The sequence below is a fragment of the Phytomonospora sp. NPDC050363 genome, assembly GCF_040655735.1.
Classification (GTDB): Bacteria; Actinomycetota; Actinomycetes; order Mycobacteriales; family Micromonosporaceae; genus Phytomonospora.
In genome coordinates, this window is the sequence record NZ_JBFAKK010000004.1 from 298,651 (window position 1) to 317,448 (window position 18,798).

Sequence of the window (18,798 nt, forward strand, 5' to 3'; positions counted from 1 at the left end):
GTGAGTGGTGAGGTCACCAACGCGGAGCTAGGTCGACAGATCGCGGCTCTCGGTACCGAAATCAAGGACGACATCGCGGGCCTCCGGGCCGAACTGGACCGGCGGGTACGCGTTGACGTGTACGACGCTCAACGCCAGTCGGTTGCCGAGAAGCTAACAACTCTCGTGACCACGTTCGATGCGTTCGCGAAAGCGGTGGAGGAGCGGCAGAAGACGACTGAGTCGGATCAGCGAGCGAATCGCCGGATGGTGTGGGGCGCTGTGATCGCGGCGGGTCTCGCGTTGGTTGTCCAGTTCATCACCAGATCAGGGGCTGTGTGAATGAGACTGTTTCGTAGTAAGGAGTGGCTGCCGTACACGGCGATGCTGGTGTGTGCGGGGCTGGTGTTGTGGGTGCTGTTGGCGGTGTCTCGCCAGTCGGAGCGGGTTGATGCTCTTGCGGAGGCACTGACAGCAGAGCAGCAGGCGGCTGTGGACGACGGGCGGGAGCCTGTCACGCCCTCGGTTGAGGAGCTGTTGAAGGATCCGTCTCTGCGTGGCCCTGAGGGGCGGCCGGGGCGGGGTGTGGCTTCTACGGAGTGCTCGGCTGGTTCGTGGGTTGTGCGGTACACGGACGGGTCAGCGGATTATTCGGCTGGGCCGTGCGTGGGCGAACGGGGCTTCCCTGGTGCGTCTGGTGAACCGGGCGTGGATGGGGATGACGGGACTGATGGTGAGTCCGTGACAGGTCCCGCCGGCCCAGTGGGTCCGCCTGGTGCGGCCGGGGCTGATGGCGCCGATGGGCGCGGTATCTCCGATGTGGAGTGCCGTGAAACTGATGCGGGCTGGCGTTGGTGGGTGGGGTACTCGGATGGCACTGAGGACGCGGATGCTGGCCCGTGCTATTCGCCGGGGCTGCTGGACTGACGGCGTGCCCGGTGGATCGGCCAGAGTTCGCATCCTCGCCGCGTGGCAGCGATCTCGTGTGACTCCTTGTCTACGTTGCTGACCACTTCGATGAGTTGGGGCTTGGCGGCCATGAGTTCGCTGATGCCACGGCTGACGTCGTTACGGCCCAGTCCGGTCATGGCCGCTAGTTTGTCTGTGGATTCGCCGCTGATGGGGAGCGGGCCTCGGTGCTCGATGATGGCGCCTAGGACAGTGATCGCGTTGGGGCTGACCTGGTTGCGAATGATGTAGTCGCGTACGGCTTGGGGCACGGTGGCTATGTCTAGGGTGCCGCGTGTGGGTTCGGTTCTCTGAATCCAGGCGACCTTGAGCGTCTTGGCGACTGCTGTCACTTCGTTGGGGGTGTAGCCGGTTCTGGTGGCGACTTCCTCCACTGGGCTTGAGACTGCTCTGTCTCCGCCGCCGATCTGTTTGAGGACGATGTATTTCATGATCTCGTACTCACGTTGGTTGAGTTCGCGGTTCATGCCTTGATCATCCGCCTGTGGGTCTACCTACTGGCGGGTTTCACAGGATGCTCATGTCGACCCACGCCCCATCGGGTGCGATCTTCTCTCGGGCTTCCTTCGCGGCGGTTTCGGCGTCTTGCCGGTCCATGCCGCCCCGTACGCGTAGCTGGTCGCCTCGTGCCCACAGGACCCCGTACCGGCCGCCCTCTAGGACGACGTACTCAACGATGTGCGGTGGTCCCAACTCGGGCTGGTACTGCCACCTGTTGCGCATGATCCATCGGCGGGTATGGGCGTGCGTCATGCCCCGAACCATATCGTTGGTGTCAACAAATATGGATTGACCTGCGTAAACGTCCTGAGATCAACGCTGAGCGCCTAACGGATCAAGAGAGTAGGCCAGATGACCAAGGCAACCGTGTGGAGAACCCTGTTCTTGGGTTTGACCGCTGTTGTGATCGGCCTTGAGGTGTGGGGCTCGTTCGATGGGGACGACGCAACCGACCCGTGGACGGATCTGATCGTCCGACACGTTCCCGGTGAGATCACGGCGCTCCTGATCGCGGGTCTCGCGGGATGGCTCGCCGTCCACTTCGGGCTGCGGTACTGGCGGAAGCACAAGGCGGCCACGGTCGCGGAGAAGGAGAAAGCTGATGAGCCTCAAGACTAATGAACCGCTCGCGATCCGGGCTGTAGCTGTCGCGGTGGGTGCCGCTGTGCTAGCCGCTGCCGTGTCGTTCGGGCTGACCCTCACCGATGTGCAGCAGTCCGCGATCTTGGGTGTGGTGGCTGTTGTGGCGCCTCTGGTTGCTGCGTGGTGGGCTCGCCGGAAGGTGACCCCGACCGCGAAGGTCCCGCCGGCGCCGTAGCCGAATGGAACTGTCGACCTGACAGTTCCAAGTTGCGCCCAGTTTGCTCCCAGCTGCGCCCAGTTCTGGGCGCAACGTTCAAGCAAACCCCGGTTTAGGTTGAACGTCGGGTCTCGATGTTCAGGTTTTCGGCCTGAACCCTGAATAGCGTCCGACAGTTGCCGAGCTAGTTGCCATGTAGAAGCCCCACTGCCTTCGGGTGGTGGGGCTTCCTTGCTGTGCCTAGGCGAGGGTCACGACAGCTCCACACTCTTGAAGAACTCGCCGTACGTGGACTCCATGATCATCCACCGGACGTGTTCTTTGACGTCTTCTCGGATCTCGGCGGCGGTACGAGCGTTCCCGTACTCGTTGTAGAAGTCCTTCATCTGTTCGGGGGTCATTTCGATGGTGAGGCTGACTTTGATCTTCATGTGTGTCTCCCTATGCTGTTGGGGAGACCCGGGTGGTTCCAGCATCCGGGTCTCACTGCGTTACTCGCCTGCGAGGGCTCGCATCACGTCGGCTTCGGCGGCTTGGGTGATGAGCTGGCTCAGCATGAGCTGTGCGGTCGTCATGTTGATGTCCTGGACGACCCTGGCTGCCATGGAGCTGTACGCGGTGTGGGCGTTGCGGCGCCCGGCGAGGTTTCCTTGTTCGGTTCCGAGCTGGTCGCCCTGGCGTTGGATCCGGGCGGCGAGTTCGATCAGTTCCTCAGCGGCTTGCGAGAACTTCCGCTGGACTTGGGTCCGGGCGAATTCGTGGGCCTGCTGGTGGAGGTCACTCATCGTCATCTCCTTGGGGCGTGTGGGGGACGATGTCGGCGATGGGTTTGCCTTTGCGGGTGAGGATGATTCGCCCGCCTTGGTAGTGGACTTGGTTGGCGAGGTCGCCGAGTGTCTTCCTGGCTTCTTCGATCCCGATTTCCTTGTCCATGAACCAACCTTAAGTTACTTAAGGTGGAGCGGCAAGGGTTGGGTCATGATCCTTTGATGACTGCCCGAACAGGCAAACGCCCCCACCCGATCAGGGTGAGGGCGCTCCGCTCCGCAGCCTCCAGGTTAGCCCCCATCAGGGCCCGGGGCTGGCCGATCGCACTCCCCACAAGCGATGCTGAACCCCGTCCCGTGCGGCTCCACGACCCACGCGCTCTGGCCACACCGACAGGCGCGTACGGCCAGGAACTCCAACTGCCGTTTCAGTGCGGCCTGGTCGACACCCCGCAGGTACTCAGGGAGCCCCGTGAGGACATCCACCGTGGTCGTGCCAGGTCGGCACTCCGGAACACAGATGTGCGGGGTCCGAACCTCTCCGGACGGGAGGAACGCCCCGTGGACGTCCTTCGGGTCGGGGTAGCCGTTCCCGTACGCCTCTTGGAGGCCAATGAAATGTTCGCTCACCTGTTGACAGTGAGTAGTTACTGGCGGGTCGCCTATCGGATGATCAGACAAGCTAGAAGGTGCCGAAGGGCTCAACGGGTTCTTCCGCCGGCTGATCGGGGGTTAGTTCCTCTGCGGTGGTGCCGCGTTCGAGGTGGTCTACGCATTCGTCGTCATCGTCCATGCCCGGTCAACGACTGATCTGACCAGCGGTAACGGGCTGGAGTGTCACACCAAACCTGGGACGTTCTGTCCGTCACGTCTGGTCTAACACTGGGATGCTGGGTGGATGGAGTATCTGGTGATGCTGACCGGGGCCGAGACGTACACGCGCCTCGACGCCGACATGAAGGCGAGCTTCGACATGGAGTGGGGGCAGGCTCTCAAGGTCGCTGAGGGGGACATGGACCTGGAGCCGCTGATGCTCCACGTCTGCCGCTACTGGACCGGGGGCAGTGAAGCTGTCGAGGCGACACGCAGTGAATACACGGCCATGACAGGCACGTTGACGGCTGGGACGGTCATGGATGCTCTCGCCGGCGAGAAGTCCGGCAGGGAGTGGGAGTTCGCGAACGCTTGGCGGGTCGAGTGCTGGGAAGCTCGGGAGTCCCGGGACTGGAACGGCTTGTGGTGCCTCGTAGGGGCGTGGCATCGGGAACTGAACACGACTCTGGAGGAGGCTGCGGAGATCGCGGCTCTCACGGAGACAGTGGAAGCAGCGATCGGGGAGGGGCGTCTAGAGGTGCTGTACGAGCAGGGTGTCCTCGTCAAAGGCATGTGAGGACATGGGACGGCCCCGACCATCACGGTCGGGGCCGTTTCGCTATGCGTTGACGCGGATGACGAGGATGTGCGTGCCCTTCGCGAGGGCCGTGTAGTCGATGCTGATGCGGCCTTGCGTGTAGGTCCGTTGGTCCGAACCCTTCACTGCCGCGCCGATCCTGGTGTTGCTGGTGATCTTCGAGATCATCCCGTCGACGGTTTTCTTGTCACCGCTGCTGAGCTTCTTGTACTGGGCCTGTGCCCCGCTGGTGAGTGAGTAGCTGACTTTCCCCATGCGTGCTCCTCTGTCAGCCCCCTGACGTGTCTAGTGTGGTGTCTCGCGTGGCCCGTGTCTGTCGGGTGGGTGACGTACACTGATTGTGGCGCTGCACCACACCTGTGTGTGGATAGGTGCCAGTCCGCCGGCTAGCCCGGCTCAAACGTTCCACTTCGCTGAGAAGAGACCCTGGTCTCTCCTTCGGGTAGGTGAGGTGGTCGGCCCTCGGTCTTCGGACCGGGGGCTCTTTTCGTGCCCTCAATGTTCCGTGCTGTTCCGCGTTGTTCCGTGTTGCTCCGGACTGCACACGGCTGCATGGAGTTGCACTCGCCTGCAATTCCGAGAGCGTCCAAGAGTGTCCACAGGAATGTCCACAGGCTCGGCGGTTCATCAGGGCGCACCATGGCCCAGGTTCTCGGGGGTTCTCAGGGGGGTGAAAGGTGGCTCTACACATTCCCTGGCCTTGTGTAAAGGCATCCTTAGGGCTGGAGTGGTGCGGGATGAGACCCGGTGTGACCTGCTGAGACGCTCGGCGACCAGACGCCTCAGCCTTTCGGTCAGTTGCCGATATAGGCAGCCAATCGAAGTTATACGGAACGTCACAGAATGGACACTGAGACGGACGAGACTGAACCGACAACCGCTTTTCGGAGGTTCGCCTTGTGTCCGCATCCGCGTTCGTATAGCGTCAGACGGAGAAAGATCCAGTCGTCCCCGTTGCGGGGGATGGCGGGCCTGAACGCACTTGCCAGTGCCGGGGATAGCCGTCCCCGCACAGGCCCACCACCCGATTGCGCACGTTAGCAGCGTGCGCCGAAATGCCAATTGACCAGCAACTTTGCGGAGAAGCCATGCCAAGGCACTTCAGTGGGATCCTACTCAAGAAGGCCCGTGAGGCCAAGGAACTCACCCATAACGATCTTGCAGCGGCGACGGGTCGTAGCCCCTACGTGATCCGCTCGTACGAGTACGAGATGTCCCAGCCGTCCGCGTCGGTCCTCGGGGCGCTGGCGGACACTCTCGGGTGTTCCACGGACGACCTGTACGAGGTCCACGCCGCTGAGACGGTCGCGGCGTGAGTACCGATCTGGTGCTGGTCGAGTCGGCCAGCCTCCGCCGTGAGCACATGGACCGCACCGACGTCCTCGACAAGGTGAAGGTCCTCCAGTACCTTCCCGACGGCCTGCACGTCGACCGTGGTGGCGTCGCCACTTACTTCGAGGTGGCTGAGGCGACCATCAGGAAGCTGGCACAGCGCCACGCTGACGAGCTGGAAACCAACGGGATGTACACCGTTGCTGGTCAAGAGTTTAGGGACATCCTGTCCCCAAACCCCAGTGGTGGACGACCGTCGGCCCAGCTCTTCACGAAGCGGGCGATCCTCAACGTCGGGATGCTGCTGCGTGACTCTGACGTGGCGAGGCGGGTCCGTTCGTACCTGCTCGATGCCGAGGACAAGAACCTGTCCCGGAAGGAACTCGCGCTCTACTGGTATCAGGCCGAAGAGCGAGCAGAGCTGGCTGAGGCGAAGGTTCTCGAACTGGAGCCCGCCGCCGACTCGTGGAATGTCCTCGCGTCCATCGAAGGTGACCTGTCGGTGAAGGACGCGGCGGACATCTTGTCGCGTGACGTGGACATCGAGATCGGTCGGGACAGGCTGTTCGCGAAGCTTGGTGAGATGCGGTGGACACACCGGAACCGTGGCGACAAGCGGTGGCGGCCGTATCACTATGCCGTGAAGTCGGGCTGGTTGTCGGCGTTGCCGAAGGACCGTCCGGATCACAGGAATGGTGGTTCAAAGCTCGCGGCTCCACAGGTGCGAGTCACGCTGAAGGGTGTCGCTGAGCTTCGTCGTCGGTTGTCGGGTAGCGCGAATCCTCCGATCCAGGATGACCTGTTCGGGGGTGAAGCGGCGTGAAGGTCGACCTGTACACGAACGATCGCTACCCGCACGTGGAGCTGACGAAGGCGACGACCGACCCCGACGCCATGGAAATTCCCGATGCGCTCTTCGACGCGTGGCAGGAAGCCACCGCTGCTCTTGAGGCAGTGGAGAAGACCCTGACCCTCGCCGCGATCAAAGCTGGCGAACTCGGCAAGGGCGACGCGCTAGTGGAGAAGTACTACGTGTGCCCTCACGGGAGGTCCGTGTATGGCCACTGCCATCAACACAAGCACCTACCTGTCGCTGGGGAGGCGTCGTGACGGTCCCTGACGAGCTGACAGAAGCCAAGTTCCTGACCCTGCGGCTACACGAACAGGACCGACTCCACTACGAGGGCCGATGTGTCCCGAAGTCCTGTACGCGCTGTGAGGTTCGGAAGAGCTTCCTGTGGTTCGTTGGGACCGGGCTTGCTGGCGGCGTCATCATCGTCGTCTTGGCCGTCCTCACTGCGTGGGGGCCGTGGTGACTGACCTGACGCCCGCCGAGAAGGCCGCCATGGAAGTGATCGAGGTGTCCCCGGATGACCTCGTGTCGGATGAGGAACTGGCCCGCCGTGTGGTTGAGGCTGTCCGGCCCCTGATCCTCAAGGAGGAGCGTGACCGCATCGAGGTTGCGTTCATGAAGTTCGTTGCCGCGCTGGCTGAGGGCCCGCCGGACGACTGGGATGGGGCTGATGATGTCTGACCTGACACCCGAGCAGGCTGCCGTTGACGTCGCTGCGCGCTGGTATACGAGCACCGATGGCGTTAGCGAACAGGACTGGCGTGATGCCGCTCTGGAAATTGCCGATGCGGTTATCGACGCTGCCCGTCCTCAGATCGAGGCGGAGGCCCTTCGGGACGCCGCTGACCGGTGGCCGATGGCGTGGCCTATCCAGGGGCATGACTGGCTTCGTGAGCGTGCCCGTCTAGCCGGCGGGGAGGAACACCATGCGTAGGACTTGGCGAGTGTTCCGCCGACGCTTCTTGAACCGCTGGTACGACACGCGTGCCTTCTTCGCGGGCTACTGCAACCACAGGACCAAGCCGCGTGGGACACCCGATGAAGGCGGTTGGGTCCACTGGCGGTGCGCTCTGAAGCGGGGCCACATCACGCGGCACAGGTTGCGTAATTACTCGTGGGGTTCGGATGGCCGGACGGAGTTCGTTCCTGTGTCGAATCCGCCCGCTCAGCCGTGGAACCGGTCGATGGAACCGACGATGAGGCAAGCACGGAATCTCCGTCGGTGGGATGCACGGGCTCGCGCTGCGATTCAGGCGCGACGGAGAGCCGAAGGGGAGGAACACCATGCCTGACTGGCTGGAAGGGCTCAGGGATCGTCTCCCCGACCCGAACGAGTGGGTCACGTCCGACCCGGGCATCCGTGGCGGTGAACCGTGCGTGAAGGGAACACGCCTGCCTGCCCTACAGGTCACGGACCTACTGAATGACGGGGTCCATCCCGACGCGATCACGGAGCACTACCCGGGGATCACGGGTGAGATAGCTCGTGGTGTCTGGAACTGGCACTGGCACCGACCCGAGGAAGAAAAGCAAGCGGAGTGCGTAGAGCGGGGGCATCTGGCGTTCATGGATGGGATGTGCGGGCACTGCGATGCCTATGACCCGTCGAAGCCTGAGCCGACACTGGACGAGATCTTCGAGAAGAACTTCCGGGACACGATGAGGGACTGGGGTGTCACCGATGTCTGAGGATGCGTGGCTGAACCGTCTAGCCGACGCCGCTGAGACGGAAGGCCGGGAGGGTGCGATCTCCATGGAGGAGATGACCGCCGAGGTTCTGAGGTCTGAGCCGACCGTGTACATCGTCTTCCAGGGCTACCGGGGCTATCCGTCCTCCGTGGACGACGTGTTCGCCAACGAAGCGGATGCGAACGCGTACGCGGCAGTCCACAATGACAGCCCTGATCTGCTAGGGGACCCGTTCTTCGTGGCCCCTATCCGGCTTCGGACTGGCCCTGTGGACATGAGGCCCTTCTACAGCCTGTCTTGGGCACCGGAAGCCGTGCACTTCAACAAGGGGGAACCGTACCTGTCGGTCACGGCTGAAGAGTTCGAACCGAGGGACGTCCGATTCAACTGGAACACAGCACTGGACCCGCACCTGTTGGTGGATGGGTGGGATCGGGATGAGGTGCTGCGGGTGGGTGCGGAGCAGCGTGCGGAGTACCTGCGGGAGCATCCCGACTCTCGCGGCTGAGGCTTGGGATCCCACCGAACACGCCAACTCAGGTAGGACGCCCCGACCACTACGGCCGGGGCGTCTGCGTCGTTCGGGGCAGATCGACGCGGGTCGAGGCTACCCGCCGGCGAACATGCGGGGTATCGGTAGTCAACTGGCCTGGATGTATCAATACCCGCCGTTGGTGATACTTCGCTACCGATACGAGAGAGCCCCGAGACCGTGTGGCCCCGGGGCTCCCGTCTGTCTACTCCACGTCGATCACGAGGGGCAGCGGTACTTGTACCGCGTACGCCCGCTCAAACAGGTCTTCAAACATCGCCTTGTCAACCGATGCGCGCATGAGCGTAGTCACCGTTGAGATCTGCTTGTCGAGGTGCGGGTGTCCAGTGTCCGACGTGAGGAGCTGGTGATGTGCGTACCGCCTGTTGCCGCGTTCGTTTCTCGGATTCCGGTCCCGGAGTTCATCGAGGACTCCAGGCGGCAACTGCTCGTAGATGTACTTGTTGATCAGCTTCCCCACGTACGGGGTCCGCTTCGACGTGCCCGGCTTGTACTCCCAGCCCTGAAGGCGGTAGACCTGCCGAAAGAACTCGTCCGGGAACCTGCGAACCCACGGCCGCAGTTCGGCTTGAACGTAGGCTTCCAAGATCCGTCGAAGCTCGTCACGCGCGCGGACTTCCTGGTACCCGGTGGCTTCGTCGACGAGGGCCACGATTCCAGTGCGGGCGAGGCCACGAACGAGGATTTCCGCTGCGCGCGCGACGTTGCCTTGGTTCGGTGACAGGCGCTTGTGGTCCCTGGCCTCAAGGTAGACATCGCAGACCATGGGGAGCATGTCTGCCCGGTAGCCCCATGACTTGAACTGTTGCCCCTTTTCTCGGTATTGGATCGGCTCGGAGGCTTCCCGGAGTTCGGCTGAGATGAACTCGCGGAGGTTCGCAGCGGACAGGAATGGCGCCATGAGCTGGCCGTCTTCATCGCGGGTGCGGCGGCCCGTGTCGGTCCGTCGCCCGAGTGCACCGAGGACGGTCGCCTGGTTGAGTACGCGGGTTCCGTCTTCGAGGACGGCGCAGTTGATTTCGAGGTTTCCGATGACGAGCTTGCCGACGTGCGTAGCTACTTGAACGGTGGTGCCCCAGCGGGCTTCGGCTGCGGCCCGTGCGAGTTCGCTGCGTTCTTCTTGGGTGAGTTTGTCGAGTCGAGCCTTCCCGCCTTTGTGGCCTTGGCCGGCGGGGTCGAGGTTCACCATGGGCTCTCCCATCTCTTCGGATGCGCAATCAGCTTAGCATGCGGATAATTGCTGATCATGCCAAGCTCGTACGGTCTCGAAACTGCTGGTAGAATGCCCTGCGGCGCCGTGGAAGCCCTGATCTCGGTCGGTGCTGCGGAATGGCTTAGCATCGAACTTAAGGAGGCAGGAGGGGCACTTCGTGTGACGGTGGTGCCCGCGAACTACACGCGCCCACTCGTAGGCAGCGAAGAGCCCCGACCGTTCGGGCCGGGGCTCAAGGGCTGGGCTACGACCTCAGGGCAGCAAGGAAGCCCGCCCACTCCGCCGTGGACACCGTGAGCGTCCCGCCGGCCCGGTGCTTCGTGTCGCGGATCCCGACCGTGTCGACCCCATGGCCGACCTCGACGCAGGCAGTGTTGTTGTTCGAGTAGCTGGCCTTCCGCCACCCACCGATTTCGACACAGTTGTTCGCGTTGGCACTGTGGGTGGACTTCCTCCACGCGGCCTCTAGGCAGTTGTTCGCGTTCGCGGACCGGCTCGACTTCCGCCAGGTCCCGAAGGTGTCGGTGTGCATACTGCTTCCTTTCGTCAGTCCCCTGACGAGTGGAGGCTCCCACGCGCGTACCAAGGTCACAACCCCACGAAGAAGCCCCGGCACCCAAACGGCACCGGGGCTCCAGAGCAGAACTACTTCTTCAGCGAATCCACGAACCCGGCCCAGTCGCCAGCCGACACCATCAGGTGCCCCTGCTCCCGAGCCTTCGTGTCACGGATCCCAACACCCGCACCGAGGTCAGCGACCTCAACACAGTTACCTTGCTGCGCACTGCGCGTGGACTTCCGCCACGTCGCGTAGTCTCGGAACATCACGTTTCCTTTCAGCCCAGCTCGCTTCCACCAGTGAGCTGGGCTACCTTTTGCTGGGACTCGATCGGCCCGAGGGCAACCGACCTGAGCATGTCGAACGTACTCCGACACACTCTAAGGTCCTTCGGTTCGTCGAGATACATGTCCCCACCGATGGTTTCAAGGAACGCCACCGACAGTTCAGCTTGATCCTCTTCGTAGTCGAGGATCGTCACCGAGCCACCGATACCGGCATGAGCGCCAGCCGTGACCGGGATGATCTGGACCGTCACGTTCGGGCGCTCCGACAGTTCCAGGACACGCTCAAGCTGGGCCTTCATGACCGCTGGCGGACCCACGGGCCGAGTCAGGGCAGTCTCATCGAAGATCGCTGTCAACACGGCAGGATCCTCACCGGTGATCCGGTCCTGTCGCGCCAAGCGGGCATGCACACGCTGGTCGATCTCGGTGGCGCTCATCGCCTGGAACCCGCCGGAGGAGAACATTGCCCTCGCGTACTCCTCAGTCTGTAGCAGGGCAGGAATCAGAACCGGTTCCCATGTGGAGATCTTGTCCGCTTCGGACTCCAACGCGATGTGGTCCAGGTGGCGTTCGGGGATGACGCCCGCGTAGGCCCGCCACCAACCCGACTGGCCCTGCTCTTTGGCGAGGTCCATGAGCCTCTTCCGTTCATTACCGTGAACGTTGTAGTGGTCGAGGAGGGATTTGAGGACCATGCTGCGGGCAGCGATCTGGCCACGCTCCAGACGAGACAGGTTCGACTGGCTCATGCCGATTGCTTTACCGATGGAGTCGAGGCTGGCTTCACCTCGGAGCTGCTTCAACGCGATGCCTAGCCGGCGGCGGCGGACGGTAGCTGTGGCCATGTACGGATTCTCCCATGTCTTGAATGTGCGACACGCCCAAGATCTATGCGCGGTGCACCTTGCATGACGCATATGAGTATGCCACTGTGGACACAGTGAGCTTCTAGCTACGCAGGTGGGGAGCACGACATGGACGGACTACAAGCCACAGTCAACGAACTCTCAGGCGTGATCCTCGACCTCATGGCCACGCGCGAAGCCCTCACCCGGCACCTCGCCGGAGACATGCTGATCTCCCTCCCGTTGACGTCGGAGGGTCTCGTTCGGGTCCATTCGCAGCTGACGGAGGTCCGCAACGAGGTTCGCGGCTTCGCAGCCATGGACCTTCTGGCGGGTGTCCGCATTGACTCCCCGGTGCCGTCTGCCCTCGGTGGCGGCGGTCCCGGGTGACAAGCTCCGGGACGGTTCTGACCCCCTGACGGTCCGTCCCGGATCAACGCCGGAGTCCGCTCCGGTTGGAGGAGCCCCGGTGGGGGTGGCTCCTCTCACGGGGCCACCCGGGGCGTGAGTGCGGACTCCCCGCAACAGCGGGACCCCGGGTGGCCCAACCCAAGGCGAGGAGAGGGACATGGAGCGGCACATCGGAAGCTTCCAGGTTGAGGGTGTTGAGTACACCGTTACTCACACCGGCTACTCCTACCGCGCCCAACGCGCCCTAGGCGACTTCGCGACCTACTCCACCCGGACCCGCTCCGGGGAACCTCTCCTCATCACCACGTCCCTCACAGGGCGTGGGGCCGACAATCAGCCTGTCGCGTACTCCGACCCCGCTGAGTGGGCTGCGAGCCGGGAGCATCGCCGGCAAGTCGGGGCCGCCCTCGTGGAGATCGCCGAGAAAGACCGTCACTGAGCAGGGATGAGCACGTTCGCTATCTGAGAACGTATCGATTCAGTTAAATGCCTCTTGCCCGCAACCGTTCAGCCAACTGCATCGTTGGTCAAGGTAGAACGGGCGTACGAGCTACTGGGAGCGCTCCAGACCCCGGTACCCCGGTAATAGACGGACCCCCGTCGGGAAGACCTAGTAGCCCTGGGTGCCCGGCGGGGGTCCCCTTTAGTGTGGACCCATGCTGTCACCAGCCCAGGAAGCATCCCTGTGCCAGCAGGACAATCACCGCAGCTACCGTTTCGACACCGGTCTCCCGAAGCACGCCTTGATCGGCTACCTGCACTCCAGCTTCGCCAACGGCTCGGGCTACATCAAGATGGCCGACGTCCCCGACTCCTGGGACATCATCAACCTCGCCTTCGGTGAGCCGACCTCGGTGACCTCCGGCGACATCCGCTTCAAGCTGTGCCCGGTCGCCGAGTGCCCCAACGTGGAGAGCGAGGCCGACTTCATCGCCGCGATCCGCGCCAAGCAGGCCAAGGGCAAGAAGGTGCTGATCTCCATCGGCGGCCAGAACGGGCAGGTCCAGCTGACCTCGACGGGCGCGCGGGACGCGTTCGTGAGCTCGGTGTCGGCGATCATCGACAAGTACGGCCTCGACGGCCTCGACATCGACTTCGAGGGCCACTCGCTGTACTTCAACTCCGGTGACACCGACTTTCGCAACCCGACCACACCGGTGATCGTCAACCTCATCTCGGCGCTGAAGACGCTCAAGGCCCGCTATGGCGCGAAGTTCGTGCTGACGATGGCGCCGGAGACCTTCTTCGTGCAGGTCGGCCACCAGTTCTACGGCGGCGCCGGCGGCGGCGACAACCGCACCGGCTCCTACCTGCCGGTGATCCACGCGCTGCGCGACGCGCTGACCGTCCTGCACGTCCAGGACTACAACTCCGGGCCGGTCATGGGCCTCGACGGCCAGTACCACAACATCGGCAACGCCGACTTCCACATAGCCATGACCGACATGGTCAAGGCCGGGTTCACCGTCGCCAACACGGGTCTGACCTTCCCGGGCCTGCGCGGCGACCAGATCGCCTTCGGCCTCCCCGCGGCGGTCAGCGCCGGCAACGGATACACCTCGCCGACGGCGGTGCACCAGGCCGTCGACTGCCTCGCGAAGGGCACCAACTGCGGCGGCTACACCCTGCGCGGCGGGGCCTCACCGGCCTTCCGCGGGCTGATGACCTGGTCGATCAACTGGGACCGGTACTACAGCTGGGAGTTCGCCAACAGCCACGAGCCTTACCTCAACGCCCTCCCATAGGGGGCGGTCGTGAGGCCCGTTTCTGGCGGGACGGGCCTCACGCGTCCCCACCGCCGGCAGGGGCGGTGGGGACTTTTGCGACGGCTCCCCACCTGGGCTGGTCGGACCACGCAGCCGGGCGCTTAAAGGCCGTGCGGGGGCCGGCGACGGCTGCCAGGATCGCCGCATGACGACTCTTCCCGAGATCCGCCGCGCCGCCGGCGCCGACGCCGCCGCGGTGGCCGATGTCTGGCTGCGCTCCTACACCGCAGCCCTGCCGACGGTCCGGCGTGGCAAATCCGACGAGGAGGTCCGCGCCTATATCGCCCGCGTCGTCGTCCCCCTTCGCGAGACGTGGATCGCCGACTCCGAGGGCGAGGTCGTCGGCATGATGGTCCTCGGCGACGGTCCGCTGCTCAGCCAGCTCTACCTCGACCCGGCCTGGCGCGGGAAGGGGCTCGGCGACCGGTTCGTCGCCCTGGCCAAGCAACGCCGCCCGGCCGGCCTCGAACTGTGGACCTTCCAGGTCAACACCCCCGCGCACCGCTTCTACCTGCGGCACGGCTTCACCGAGGCCGAGCGCACCGACGGCTCCGCCAACGAGGAGCGCGAGCCGGACATCCGCTACACCTGGACGCCTTGACGCGGCCTTGAGGCCACCGTGAGACGCCTCCGGAGACTTACCCGTGAAGCTTCCCACCGTGTCTGCGCGGACCGGGGGAAGGTTTCACGGAGACCGTCATCGGGTGGCCCCGACAACCCGGTGATTCGTGGGGGACGCCGGGCAGCGTCCCCCACCACCTCCATCCCGCAGCCGCGTCACCCCTTATCGACGTCTTCCCTCCATCACCGCCGGTCCGCGGGGGCCCGGCGGCGAGATCGCGCGCCGTAACCTGGACTACGGCCGTGCCGACCGGGGGAGGACCGCTCATGGACGCGACCGCTTTACCCGACCGCCGGTGCGTCGTCGTGGTGGCCGCCGCCGGGTACGGGAAGACCACCGCGGTCGCCGGACGTGCCGGTGACGACGCCGTCTGGCATCACGCCGCCCTGACTCCGGCCCTCCTGGAACTGGCTGCCCTCGACCGGCCCGGCCCGCGCCTGGTCGTCTTCGACGACGTCTCCCTCGACGACACCGAGGCCCTCCGCGCCTTCCTGGAGGCCGCCGGACGCCTCCCGCCCGGGCGCACCGCCGTCGTCGTCTCCCGCTTGCCGCCGGCGTTGTCGCTGGCCCGCTGGCGGGGTCGCGGGCTCCTCGCCGAACTCGGGCCCGCCGAGCTGGCGCTGTCGGCGGACGAAGTGGCCGAGCACCTGTCGCAGCGCTCCGTCTCCGCCGACGCGGCCGCCCTGCACGCCTTCACCGGCGGATGGCCGGCCCTGGTCCAGCTGGCCGCCGACGTTCTCGCCGAGCCCGGGCCGGGCGAGCACACCCAACGGCTGCTCGCCGCCGAGAGCCCGGTCGTGGAGTACCTGCTCGGCGAGGTCGTGCCCGGCCTACCCGAACCCGCCCGCCGGCTTCTGCGCGACGCCGCCCACCTCGACGGTCTGTCCATCGGTCTCGCCGAGGAACTCGGCCACCGGGGACCGGCCGCGACCATGGCCATGCTGACCCGCACAGGCCTGGCCACCCGGGACACCGACCGCGACTGCCGCCCCCTCCCTGTGCTGGCCGCGACTCTCAAACGCCACCGGCCCATGCGCGCCGACCGGCTGCGTCGACTGTGGACGGTCGCGGCCCGCCGCCACCGCGAACGGGGCGAGCACCTCGCCGCCGCCGTGGCCGCCGACCGCGCCGGGGAGCGCGAGACCTGCGCCGCCGTCCTCGCCGAACACGGACCCCGGCTGATCGCCGGCGGCGACGTCCGCGCCTACATCGCGCTCGTCGAGGAGGGCGGCATCGAGGACCCCGGCGTCCTGCTGTCCTACGGCGAGGCGCTGTCCGTGGTCGGCCGCCACGCCGAAGGCGTCGTCGTCCTTCGCCGCCTCGCCGCCGACCGCGCGTCCCTCCCGCCCGCGCTCGCCTGGCGACTGGGCGCCGCGTACTACCACCAGGGCGAGTTCCGGGCCGCCTTCGCCGTTCTCGACGCCCGGGAGGCCGGCGGGCACCCCAACGACGAGGCGCACTGCCTCGCCTGGTCGGCGACCGTCCACTGGAAACTCGGCGACACCGAGACCTGCGGCGAACTGGCCGCGCGCGCTCTGGCCCTGGCCGCTCCGGGCGGATCGAGCCGCGCGATCGTCACCGCCTACATCGCGCTCGCCCTGCACGCCGTCCTCACCGGCGACCGGCCCGGAAACCTCGCCGCCTACGCGGCCGGGCTCCAGCACGCCGCCGCGATCGGCGACCTCGTCCAGGCGGGCCGCATCCGCGCCAACCGCTCGGGCATGTACCTGGAGGAGGCGCGCCTCGACGACGCCCTCGCCGAGGCGCAGCTGGCCGTCGAGCTGTGCACGCGGGCAGCGCACGAGACGCTGCTTCCGGTCGCCCTGTGCAACAGGGCCGAGACCTTCGCCAGGCTCGGGCGGCTCGACGAGGCGCTCGACAGCTACCAGCAGTCCCTGGGCTTCTACCAGCGGATGGGTTCGCGCAAGGCCTCCTACCCGCTTCACGGGATCGGGATGGTCCTGCGCCGGCAGCGTCGCGACAACCAGGCGCGCGCGGCCTACGAGGAGGCCATCCGCATCTCCGAGGTCGAGGGCGACGTCCAGGGCCTCGTGCCGGCCCTCGCGGGGCTGGCCAGGGTCCTGGTCCGCACCGATCCCGACGCCGCGCAGGCCGCCGCCCAGCGGGCCGTGTCGGCCGCCGGCGGGCGCATCGGGATCGAGGCGGCCATCGCGCTCGGGCACGTCACCTTGACCGTCGGGGACCACGATGGCGCCTGGAAGGCCGCCCAGGAGGCCGCCGCGACCGCCCGCCGTCACCGCGACTGGGTCGGCCTCGCCGAGGCGCTCGAACTGGAGGCGGCCTCCGTCGGCGACGCGCCCGCCGCGCGAAACGCCCTGCGCGAGGCCGCCGCGATCTGGCGCCAGGCCGGCGCGCTCGCGCCCGCCGAGTCGATCGACGCCTGGCTCGGCGCGCTGCCGGGCGCGACCGCCGACGAACGCGCCGCCGCCGGACTCGCCCGCATTCACCTCGCCGCGACCGGGCACCCCGGCCACGAATGGGCCGGTCGCGCCGACGCCCCGGCCGTGGTCGTCCAGACCCTCGGCGGCTTCGAGGTCGTGGTGTCCGGCGAGGTCGTCCCGGCCGCCGCCTGGCAGTCGCGCAAGGCCCGGGACCTGCTGCGCATCCTCATAGCCCGCAGGGGCAGGCCCGTCCCGCGCGAGGAACTGGCCGAACTCCTCTGGCCCGGCGAGGACGCCGGGAAGGTCGCCCACCGCCTGTCGGTGGCCCTGTCCATCCTGCGCCGGGTCCTCGACCCCGGACGCGGCCGCGACGGCGCCGGCGAGGTGATCCGCACCGACGCCTCCCGCGTCGCGCTCGACCGCGCCAGGGCCGACATCGACGTGTTCACCTTCCTCGACGGCGCCGGGTACGCCCTGCGCCAGGCCGCGCCCACCGCCCTGTCCACCGTGGAGCGCGCCTACCTCGGCGACTTCCTGGAGGACGAGCCCTACGAGGACTGGTCGGTGTCGTTGCGCGAAGAGGCGCGCACGGTCTACATCCAGGTACTGCGCTCGCTCTCAGAGCTTGCCGAGAGCGACGCCGAGGCCGTCCGCTATCTGCACCGGCTGCTGGACAAGGACCCCTACGACATGCGCGCCCACCGCGACCTGGTGGACCGCCTCACGCGCACCGGCGCGCTGGGCGAGGCCCGCCGCGCGCGAGAACGGCACGAGGCGGCGCTGCGGGCGCTGGGACGTTAGGGCTCCTGCGGCGCGCCGCTGCGCTCGGCGAGGAGCTTGAACCCGTGCCGGTCGACACCGGTCGCCGTCGCCGAGAGGACGACGACTCCGGTGCCGGTCGCGCGGTCCAGTCCGAGCCAGGACCGGAAGCCGCCGGTGCCGCCGTTGTGCCACGTGACGGGCCGGCCCTTGAGCCGGTAGGTGATCCACGCGGCGCCGATCCGCGCGCCCGGACGGAAGTCGGCGACCGGGTCGAGCGCGGCGGTACCGGGGGCGCTGCCGTCGAGGAGGGCCGCCGTGAAGCGCGCCATGGCGCCGATGGACGCCCGGATCCCGCCCGCCGGGCCCAGCGCCTCCCCGGTCCAGGGGGCCCGCGCCCGCCCACGGTGGCTGCGGCCGTCGACGGCTCCGGGCCGAAGCTCACCGACGGTCGCCGGCACGTAGAAGGGGTCGAGGCCCAGCGGGCCGGCGACACGTCGCTCGACGAGCTCGGCGTAGGTCGTCGAGGCCGCCGAGGCAAGGGCATGGCCGAGGAGTTCGAAGCCGAAGTTGGAGTACTGCGGCCGCGCCTTGCCCACCGCGACGCCCCGCGCCTGTTCGAGCAGCAGATCGAGGCTCTCGCCGTACGGATTGGTCCCGTGCCGCCACAGGGCGAAAGCACGCCGCCAAGGCTGCGCGGACTTCGGCAGCCGGGGGAGCCCTGAGCGGTGCGTGCTCAGCGAGGCCAGCGACACACCCGCCGCGGGGCACTCGCCGAGAGGCAGCAGCTCGCCGAGCGTCGTGTCGGAGGCGACCTCACCGCGCCGCAGAGCGTCGGCGTACAGCAGGCCCGTGACGCCCTTCGAGATCGAGCCGATCTCGAAGTCGGCGTCGAGACCGGCACCCACAACGGCCACGGCCGTGCCCTCCGCGGAGACGACCGCCGCCGCCGCGACCGGGTGACGCGGGCCGAGCCGCCGCGACAGCAGCACGGCCAGTTCTTCGTCGCCGCCACGCGGCCCGGAATCCATGACGTCGACTGTAGAGCGACCCCCGGCCGCAATGCGATAACGAAAGCCAT

General features: G+C 66.4%; 26 protein-coding genes and 1 pseudogene. 16 read left to right on the top strand and 11 right to left on the bottom strand.

Annotated features, from left to right (window positions below):
- Nucleotides 1–321, top strand: a complete 321-nt coding sequence (locus tag AB0I28_RS12670) for a hypothetical protein (protein WP_357492597.1) — start codon at nucleotides 1–3, stop codon at nucleotides 319–321.
- Between the two features lie 560 nt (nucleotides 322–881).
- Here the strand turns inward: AB0I28_RS12670 and AB0I28_RS12675 are convergent.
- Both AB0I28_RS12675 and AB0I28_RS12680 read right to left on the bottom strand, forming a co-directional pair.
- Nucleotides 882–1,415: a hypothetical protein gene (locus AB0I28_RS12675; RefSeq protein ID WP_357492599.1), complete on the bottom strand. Its 534-nt coding sequence runs from the start codon at nucleotides 1,413–1,415 to the stop codon at nucleotides 882–884.
- A gap of 40 nt (nucleotides 1,416–1,455) precedes the next feature.
- On the bottom strand, nucleotides 1,456–1,701 hold the full coding sequence (locus tag AB0I28_RS12680; protein WP_357492601.1) for a hypothetical protein: 246 nt from the start codon (nucleotides 1,699–1,701) through the stop codon (nucleotides 1,456–1,458).
- A 99-nt stretch (nucleotides 1,702–1,800) separates the two neighbouring features.
- Between AB0I28_RS12680 and AB0I28_RS12685 the strand changes: the two genes are divergently transcribed.
- Nucleotides 1,801–2,067 (top strand): hypothetical protein, encoded by a 267-nt coding sequence (locus tag AB0I28_RS12685; RefSeq protein ID WP_357492603.1) that lies wholly within the window; start codon nucleotides 1,801–1,803, stop codon nucleotides 2,065–2,067.
- On the top strand, nucleotides 2,051–2,266 hold the full coding sequence (locus AB0I28_RS12690; protein WP_357492605.1) for a hypothetical protein: 216 nt from the start codon (nucleotides 2,051–2,053) through the stop codon (nucleotides 2,264–2,266). The genes AB0I28_RS12685 and AB0I28_RS12690 overlap by 17 nt, the downstream gene beginning before the upstream one ends.
- Nucleotides 2,267–2,499: 233 nt before the next feature.
- Here the strand turns inward: AB0I28_RS12690 and AB0I28_RS12695 are convergent, their stop codons facing one another.
- Genes AB0I28_RS12695 through AB0I28_RS12705 form a run of 3 tightly spaced genes read right to left on the bottom strand, consistent with a single transcriptional unit; the run spans nucleotide 2,500 to nucleotide 3,181 of the window.
- Entirely contained in the window at nucleotides 2,500–2,679 is a 180-nt protein-coding gene (locus AB0I28_RS12695; RefSeq protein ID WP_357492607.1) for a hypothetical protein, read from the bottom strand.
- A gap of 60 nt (nucleotides 2,680–2,739) precedes the next feature.
- Nucleotides 2,740–3,033: a hypothetical protein gene (locus AB0I28_RS12700; RefSeq protein WP_357492609.1), complete on the bottom strand. Its 294-nt coding sequence runs from the start codon at nucleotides 3,031–3,033 to the stop codon at nucleotides 2,740–2,742.
- The gene (locus AB0I28_RS12705; protein ID WP_357492611.1) at nucleotides 3,026–3,181 is read right to left on the bottom strand and encodes a type II toxin-antitoxin system prevent-host-death family antitoxin; all 156 of its coding nucleotides are present in this window, start codon (nucleotides 3,179–3,181) and stop codon (nucleotides 3,026–3,028) included. Before AB0I28_RS12705 ends, AB0I28_RS12700 begins: the two co-directional genes overlap by 8 nt.
- A 732-nt stretch (nucleotides 3,182–3,913) precedes the next feature.
- Here AB0I28_RS12705 and AB0I28_RS12710 point away from each other — a divergent pair.
- Nucleotides 3,914–4,405 (top strand): hypothetical protein, encoded by a 492-nt coding sequence (locus AB0I28_RS12710; RefSeq protein WP_357492612.1) that lies wholly within the window; start codon nucleotides 3,914–3,916, stop codon nucleotides 4,403–4,405.
- A gap of 42 nt (nucleotides 4,406–4,447) precedes the next feature.
- On the opposite strand, the gene AB0I28_RS12715 is transcribed toward AB0I28_RS12710, so the two are convergent.
- A complete protein-coding gene (locus AB0I28_RS12715; protein WP_357492614.1) occupies nucleotides 4,448–4,681 on the bottom strand; it encodes a hypothetical protein in 234 nt (77 codons plus the stop codon).
- 833 nt (nucleotides 4,682–5,514) lie between these two features.
- On the opposite strand from AB0I28_RS12715, the gene AB0I28_RS12720 reads away from it, so the two are divergent.
- From AB0I28_RS12720 to AB0I28_RS12750, 7 genes are all read left to right on the top strand, one after another.
- Nucleotides 5,515–5,742 (top strand): helix-turn-helix transcriptional regulator, encoded by a 228-nt coding sequence (locus tag AB0I28_RS12720; RefSeq protein ID WP_357492616.1) that lies wholly within the window; start codon nucleotides 5,515–5,517, stop codon nucleotides 5,740–5,742.
- A complete protein-coding gene (locus tag AB0I28_RS12725) occupies nucleotides 5,739–6,581 on the top strand; it encodes a phage antirepressor KilAC domain-containing protein (protein ID WP_357492618.1) in 843 nt (280 codons plus the stop codon). Before AB0I28_RS12720 ends, AB0I28_RS12725 begins: the two co-directional genes overlap by 4 nt.
- Entirely contained in the window at nucleotides 6,578–6,868 is a 291-nt protein-coding gene (locus AB0I28_RS12730; RefSeq protein ID WP_357492620.1) for a hypothetical protein, read from the top strand. The genes AB0I28_RS12725 and AB0I28_RS12730 overlap by 4 nt, the downstream gene beginning before the upstream one ends.
- 202 nt (nucleotides 6,869–7,070) lie before the next feature.
- Nucleotides 7,071–7,292: a hypothetical protein gene (locus AB0I28_RS12735; protein ID WP_357492622.1), complete on the top strand. Its 222-nt coding sequence runs from the start codon at nucleotides 7,071–7,073 to the stop codon at nucleotides 7,290–7,292.
- Entirely contained in the window at nucleotides 7,282–7,545 is a 264-nt protein-coding gene (locus AB0I28_RS12740; protein ID WP_357492624.1) for a hypothetical protein, read from the top strand. Before AB0I28_RS12735 ends, AB0I28_RS12740 begins: the two co-directional genes overlap by 11 nt.
- A 350-nt stretch (nucleotides 7,546–7,895) precedes the next feature.
- Nucleotides 7,896–8,300: a DUF433 domain-containing protein gene (locus AB0I28_RS12745; protein WP_357492626.1), complete on the top strand. Its 405-nt coding sequence runs from the start codon at nucleotides 7,896–7,898 to the stop codon at nucleotides 8,298–8,300.
- Entirely contained in the window at nucleotides 8,293–8,808 is a 516-nt protein-coding gene (locus tag AB0I28_RS12750; RefSeq protein ID WP_357492628.1) for a hypothetical protein, read from the top strand. Before AB0I28_RS12745 ends, AB0I28_RS12750 begins: the two co-directional genes overlap by 8 nt.
- A gap of 229 nt (nucleotides 8,809–9,037) precedes the next feature.
- Here the strand turns inward: AB0I28_RS12750 and AB0I28_RS12755 are convergent, their stop codons facing one another.
- From AB0I28_RS12755 to AB0I28_RS12770, 4 genes are all read right to left on the bottom strand, one after another.
- On the bottom strand, nucleotides 9,038–10,042 hold the full coding sequence (locus AB0I28_RS12755) for a P63C domain-containing protein (protein WP_357492630.1): 1,005 nt from the start codon (nucleotides 10,040–10,042) through the stop codon (nucleotides 9,038–9,040).
- Between the two features lie 268 nt (nucleotides 10,043–10,310).
- Nucleotides 10,311–10,598 (bottom strand): DUF397 domain-containing protein, encoded by a 288-nt coding sequence (locus AB0I28_RS12760; RefSeq protein WP_357492632.1) that lies wholly within the window; start codon nucleotides 10,596–10,598, stop codon nucleotides 10,311–10,313.
- 113 nt (nucleotides 10,599–10,711) lie between these two features.
- Nucleotides 10,712–10,891 (bottom strand): DUF397 domain-containing protein, encoded by a 180-nt coding sequence (locus tag AB0I28_RS12765; protein ID WP_357492634.1) that lies wholly within the window; start codon nucleotides 10,889–10,891, stop codon nucleotides 10,712–10,714.
- Between the two features lie 11 nt (nucleotides 10,892–10,902).
- Complete coding sequence (locus AB0I28_RS12770) at nucleotides 10,903–11,757, bottom strand: helix-turn-helix transcriptional regulator (protein ID WP_357492636.1); 855 nt, start codon at nucleotides 11,755–11,757, stop codon at nucleotides 10,903–10,905.
- A gap of 129 nt (nucleotides 11,758–11,886) precedes the next feature.
- Between AB0I28_RS12770 and AB0I28_RS12775 the strand changes: the two genes are divergently transcribed.
- From AB0I28_RS12775 to AB0I28_RS12795, 5 genes and pseudogenes are all read left to right on the top strand, one after another.
- Entirely contained in the window at nucleotides 11,887–12,147 is a 261-nt protein-coding gene (locus AB0I28_RS12775; RefSeq protein WP_357492638.1) for a hypothetical protein, read from the top strand.
- A gap of 178 nt (nucleotides 12,148–12,325) precedes the next feature.
- Nucleotides 12,326–12,607 carry a hypothetical protein gene (locus AB0I28_RS12780; protein ID WP_357492640.1) on the top strand — a complete coding sequence of 94 codons (282 nt, stop codon included), beginning with the start codon at nucleotides 12,326–12,328 and terminating at the stop codon, nucleotides 12,605–12,607.
- A 286-nt stretch (nucleotides 12,608–12,893) separates the two neighbouring features.
- A pseudogene (locus tag AB0I28_RS12785) lies at nucleotides 12,894–13,913 on the top strand (chitinase); the annotation flags it as partial.
- 166 nt (nucleotides 13,914–14,079) lie between these two features.
- Entirely contained in the window at nucleotides 14,080–14,535 is a 456-nt protein-coding gene (locus tag AB0I28_RS12790; protein ID WP_357492642.1) for a GNAT family N-acetyltransferase, read from the top strand.
- 287 nt (nucleotides 14,536–14,822) lie between these two features.
- Nucleotides 14,823–17,759 (top strand): winged helix-turn-helix domain-containing protein, encoded by a 2,937-nt coding sequence (locus tag AB0I28_RS12795; RefSeq protein ID WP_357492644.1) that lies wholly within the window; start codon nucleotides 14,823–14,825, stop codon nucleotides 17,757–17,759.
- Here AB0I28_RS12795 and AB0I28_RS12800 read toward each other — a convergent pair.
- Nucleotides 17,756–18,748 carry a serine hydrolase domain-containing protein gene (locus AB0I28_RS12800; RefSeq protein ID WP_357492646.1) on the bottom strand — a complete coding sequence of 331 codons (993 nt, stop codon included), beginning with the start codon at nucleotides 18,746–18,748 and terminating at the stop codon, nucleotides 17,756–17,758. The two genes, AB0I28_RS12795 and AB0I28_RS12800, sit on opposite strands and share 4 nt — an antisense overlap.
- Nucleotides 18,749–18,798: the final 50 nt, after the last annotated feature.

What these genes read in the sequence shown, in the direction of transcription:
- AB0I28_RS12700 (WP_357492609.1), bottom strand. Translation starts at nt 3,033, where the DNA reads ATGAGTGACCTCCACCAGCAGGCCCACGAATTCGCCCGGACCCAAGTC.
- AB0I28_RS12720 (WP_357492616.1), top strand. Translation starts at nt 5,515, where the DNA reads ATGCCAAGGCACTTCAGTGGGATCCTACTCAAGAAGGCCCGTGAGGCC.
- AB0I28_RS12710 (WP_357492612.1), top strand. Translation starts at nt 3,914, where the DNA reads ATGGAGTATCTGGTGATGCTGACCGGGGCCGAGACGTACACGCGCCTC.
- AB0I28_RS12800 (WP_357492646.1), bottom strand. Translation starts at nt 18,748, where the DNA reads ATGGATTCCGGGCCGCGTGGCGGCGACGAAGAACTGGCCGTGCTGCTG.
- AB0I28_RS12690 (WP_357492605.1), top strand. Translation starts at nt 2,051, where the DNA reads ATGAGCCTCAAGACTAATGAACCGCTCGCGATCCGGGCTGTAGCTGTC.
- AB0I28_RS12680 (WP_357492601.1), bottom strand. Translation starts at nt 1,701, where the DNA reads ATGACGCACGCCCATACCCGCCGATGGATCATGCGCAACAGGTGGCAG.
- AB0I28_RS12705 (WP_357492611.1), bottom strand. Translation starts at nt 3,181, where the DNA reads ATGGACAAGGAAATCGGGATCGAAGAAGCCAGGAAGACACTCGGCGAC.
- AB0I28_RS12775 (WP_357492638.1), top strand. Translation starts at nt 11,887, where the DNA reads ATGGACGGACTACAAGCCACAGTCAACGAACTCTCAGGCGTGATCCTC.
- AB0I28_RS12780 (WP_357492640.1), top strand. Translation starts at nt 12,326, where the DNA reads ATGGAGCGGCACATCGGAAGCTTCCAGGTTGAGGGTGTTGAGTACACC.
- AB0I28_RS12790 (WP_357492642.1), top strand. Translation starts at nt 14,080, where the DNA reads ATGACGACTCTTCCCGAGATCCGCCGCGCCGCCGGCGCCGACGCCGCC.
- AB0I28_RS12765 (WP_357492634.1), bottom strand. Translation starts at nt 10,891, where the DNA reads ATGTTCCGAGACTACGCGACGTGGCGGAAGTCCACGCGCAGTGCGCAG.
- AB0I28_RS12760 (WP_357492632.1), bottom strand. Translation starts at nt 10,598, where the DNA reads ATGCACACCGACACCTTCGGGACCTGGCGGAAGTCGAGCCGGTCCGCG.
- AB0I28_RS12755 (WP_357492630.1), bottom strand. Translation starts at nt 10,042, where the DNA reads ATGGTGAACCTCGACCCCGCCGGCCAAGGCCACAAAGGCGGGAAGGCT.
- AB0I28_RS12795 (WP_357492644.1), top strand. Translation starts at nt 14,823, where the DNA reads ATGGACGCGACCGCTTTACCCGACCGCCGGTGCGTCGTCGTGGTGGCC.
- AB0I28_RS12695 (WP_357492607.1), bottom strand. Translation starts at nt 2,679, where the DNA reads ATGAAGATCAAAGTCAGCCTCACCATCGAAATGACCCCCGAACAGATG.
- AB0I28_RS12675 (WP_357492599.1), bottom strand. Translation starts at nt 1,415, where the DNA reads ATGAACCGCGAACTCAACCAACGTGAGTACGAGATCATGAAATACATC.
- AB0I28_RS12715 (WP_357492614.1), bottom strand. Translation starts at nt 4,681, where the DNA reads ATGGGGAAAGTCAGCTACTCACTCACCAGCGGGGCACAGGCCCAGTAC.
- AB0I28_RS12740 (WP_357492624.1), top strand. Translation starts at nt 7,282, where the DNA reads ATGATGTCTGACCTGACACCCGAGCAGGCTGCCGTTGACGTCGCTGCG.
- AB0I28_RS12745 (WP_357492626.1), top strand. Translation starts at nt 7,896, where the DNA reads ATGCCTGACTGGCTGGAAGGGCTCAGGGATCGTCTCCCCGACCCGAAC.
- AB0I28_RS12770 (WP_357492636.1), bottom strand. Translation starts at nt 11,757, where the DNA reads ATGGCCACAGCTACCGTCCGCCGCCGCCGGCTAGGCATCGCGTTGAAG.
- AB0I28_RS12750 (WP_357492628.1), top strand. Translation starts at nt 8,293, where the DNA reads ATGTCTGAGGATGCGTGGCTGAACCGTCTAGCCGACGCCGCTGAGACG.
- AB0I28_RS12685 (WP_357492603.1), top strand. Translation starts at nt 1,801, where the DNA reads ATGACCAAGGCAACCGTGTGGAGAACCCTGTTCTTGGGTTTGACCGCT.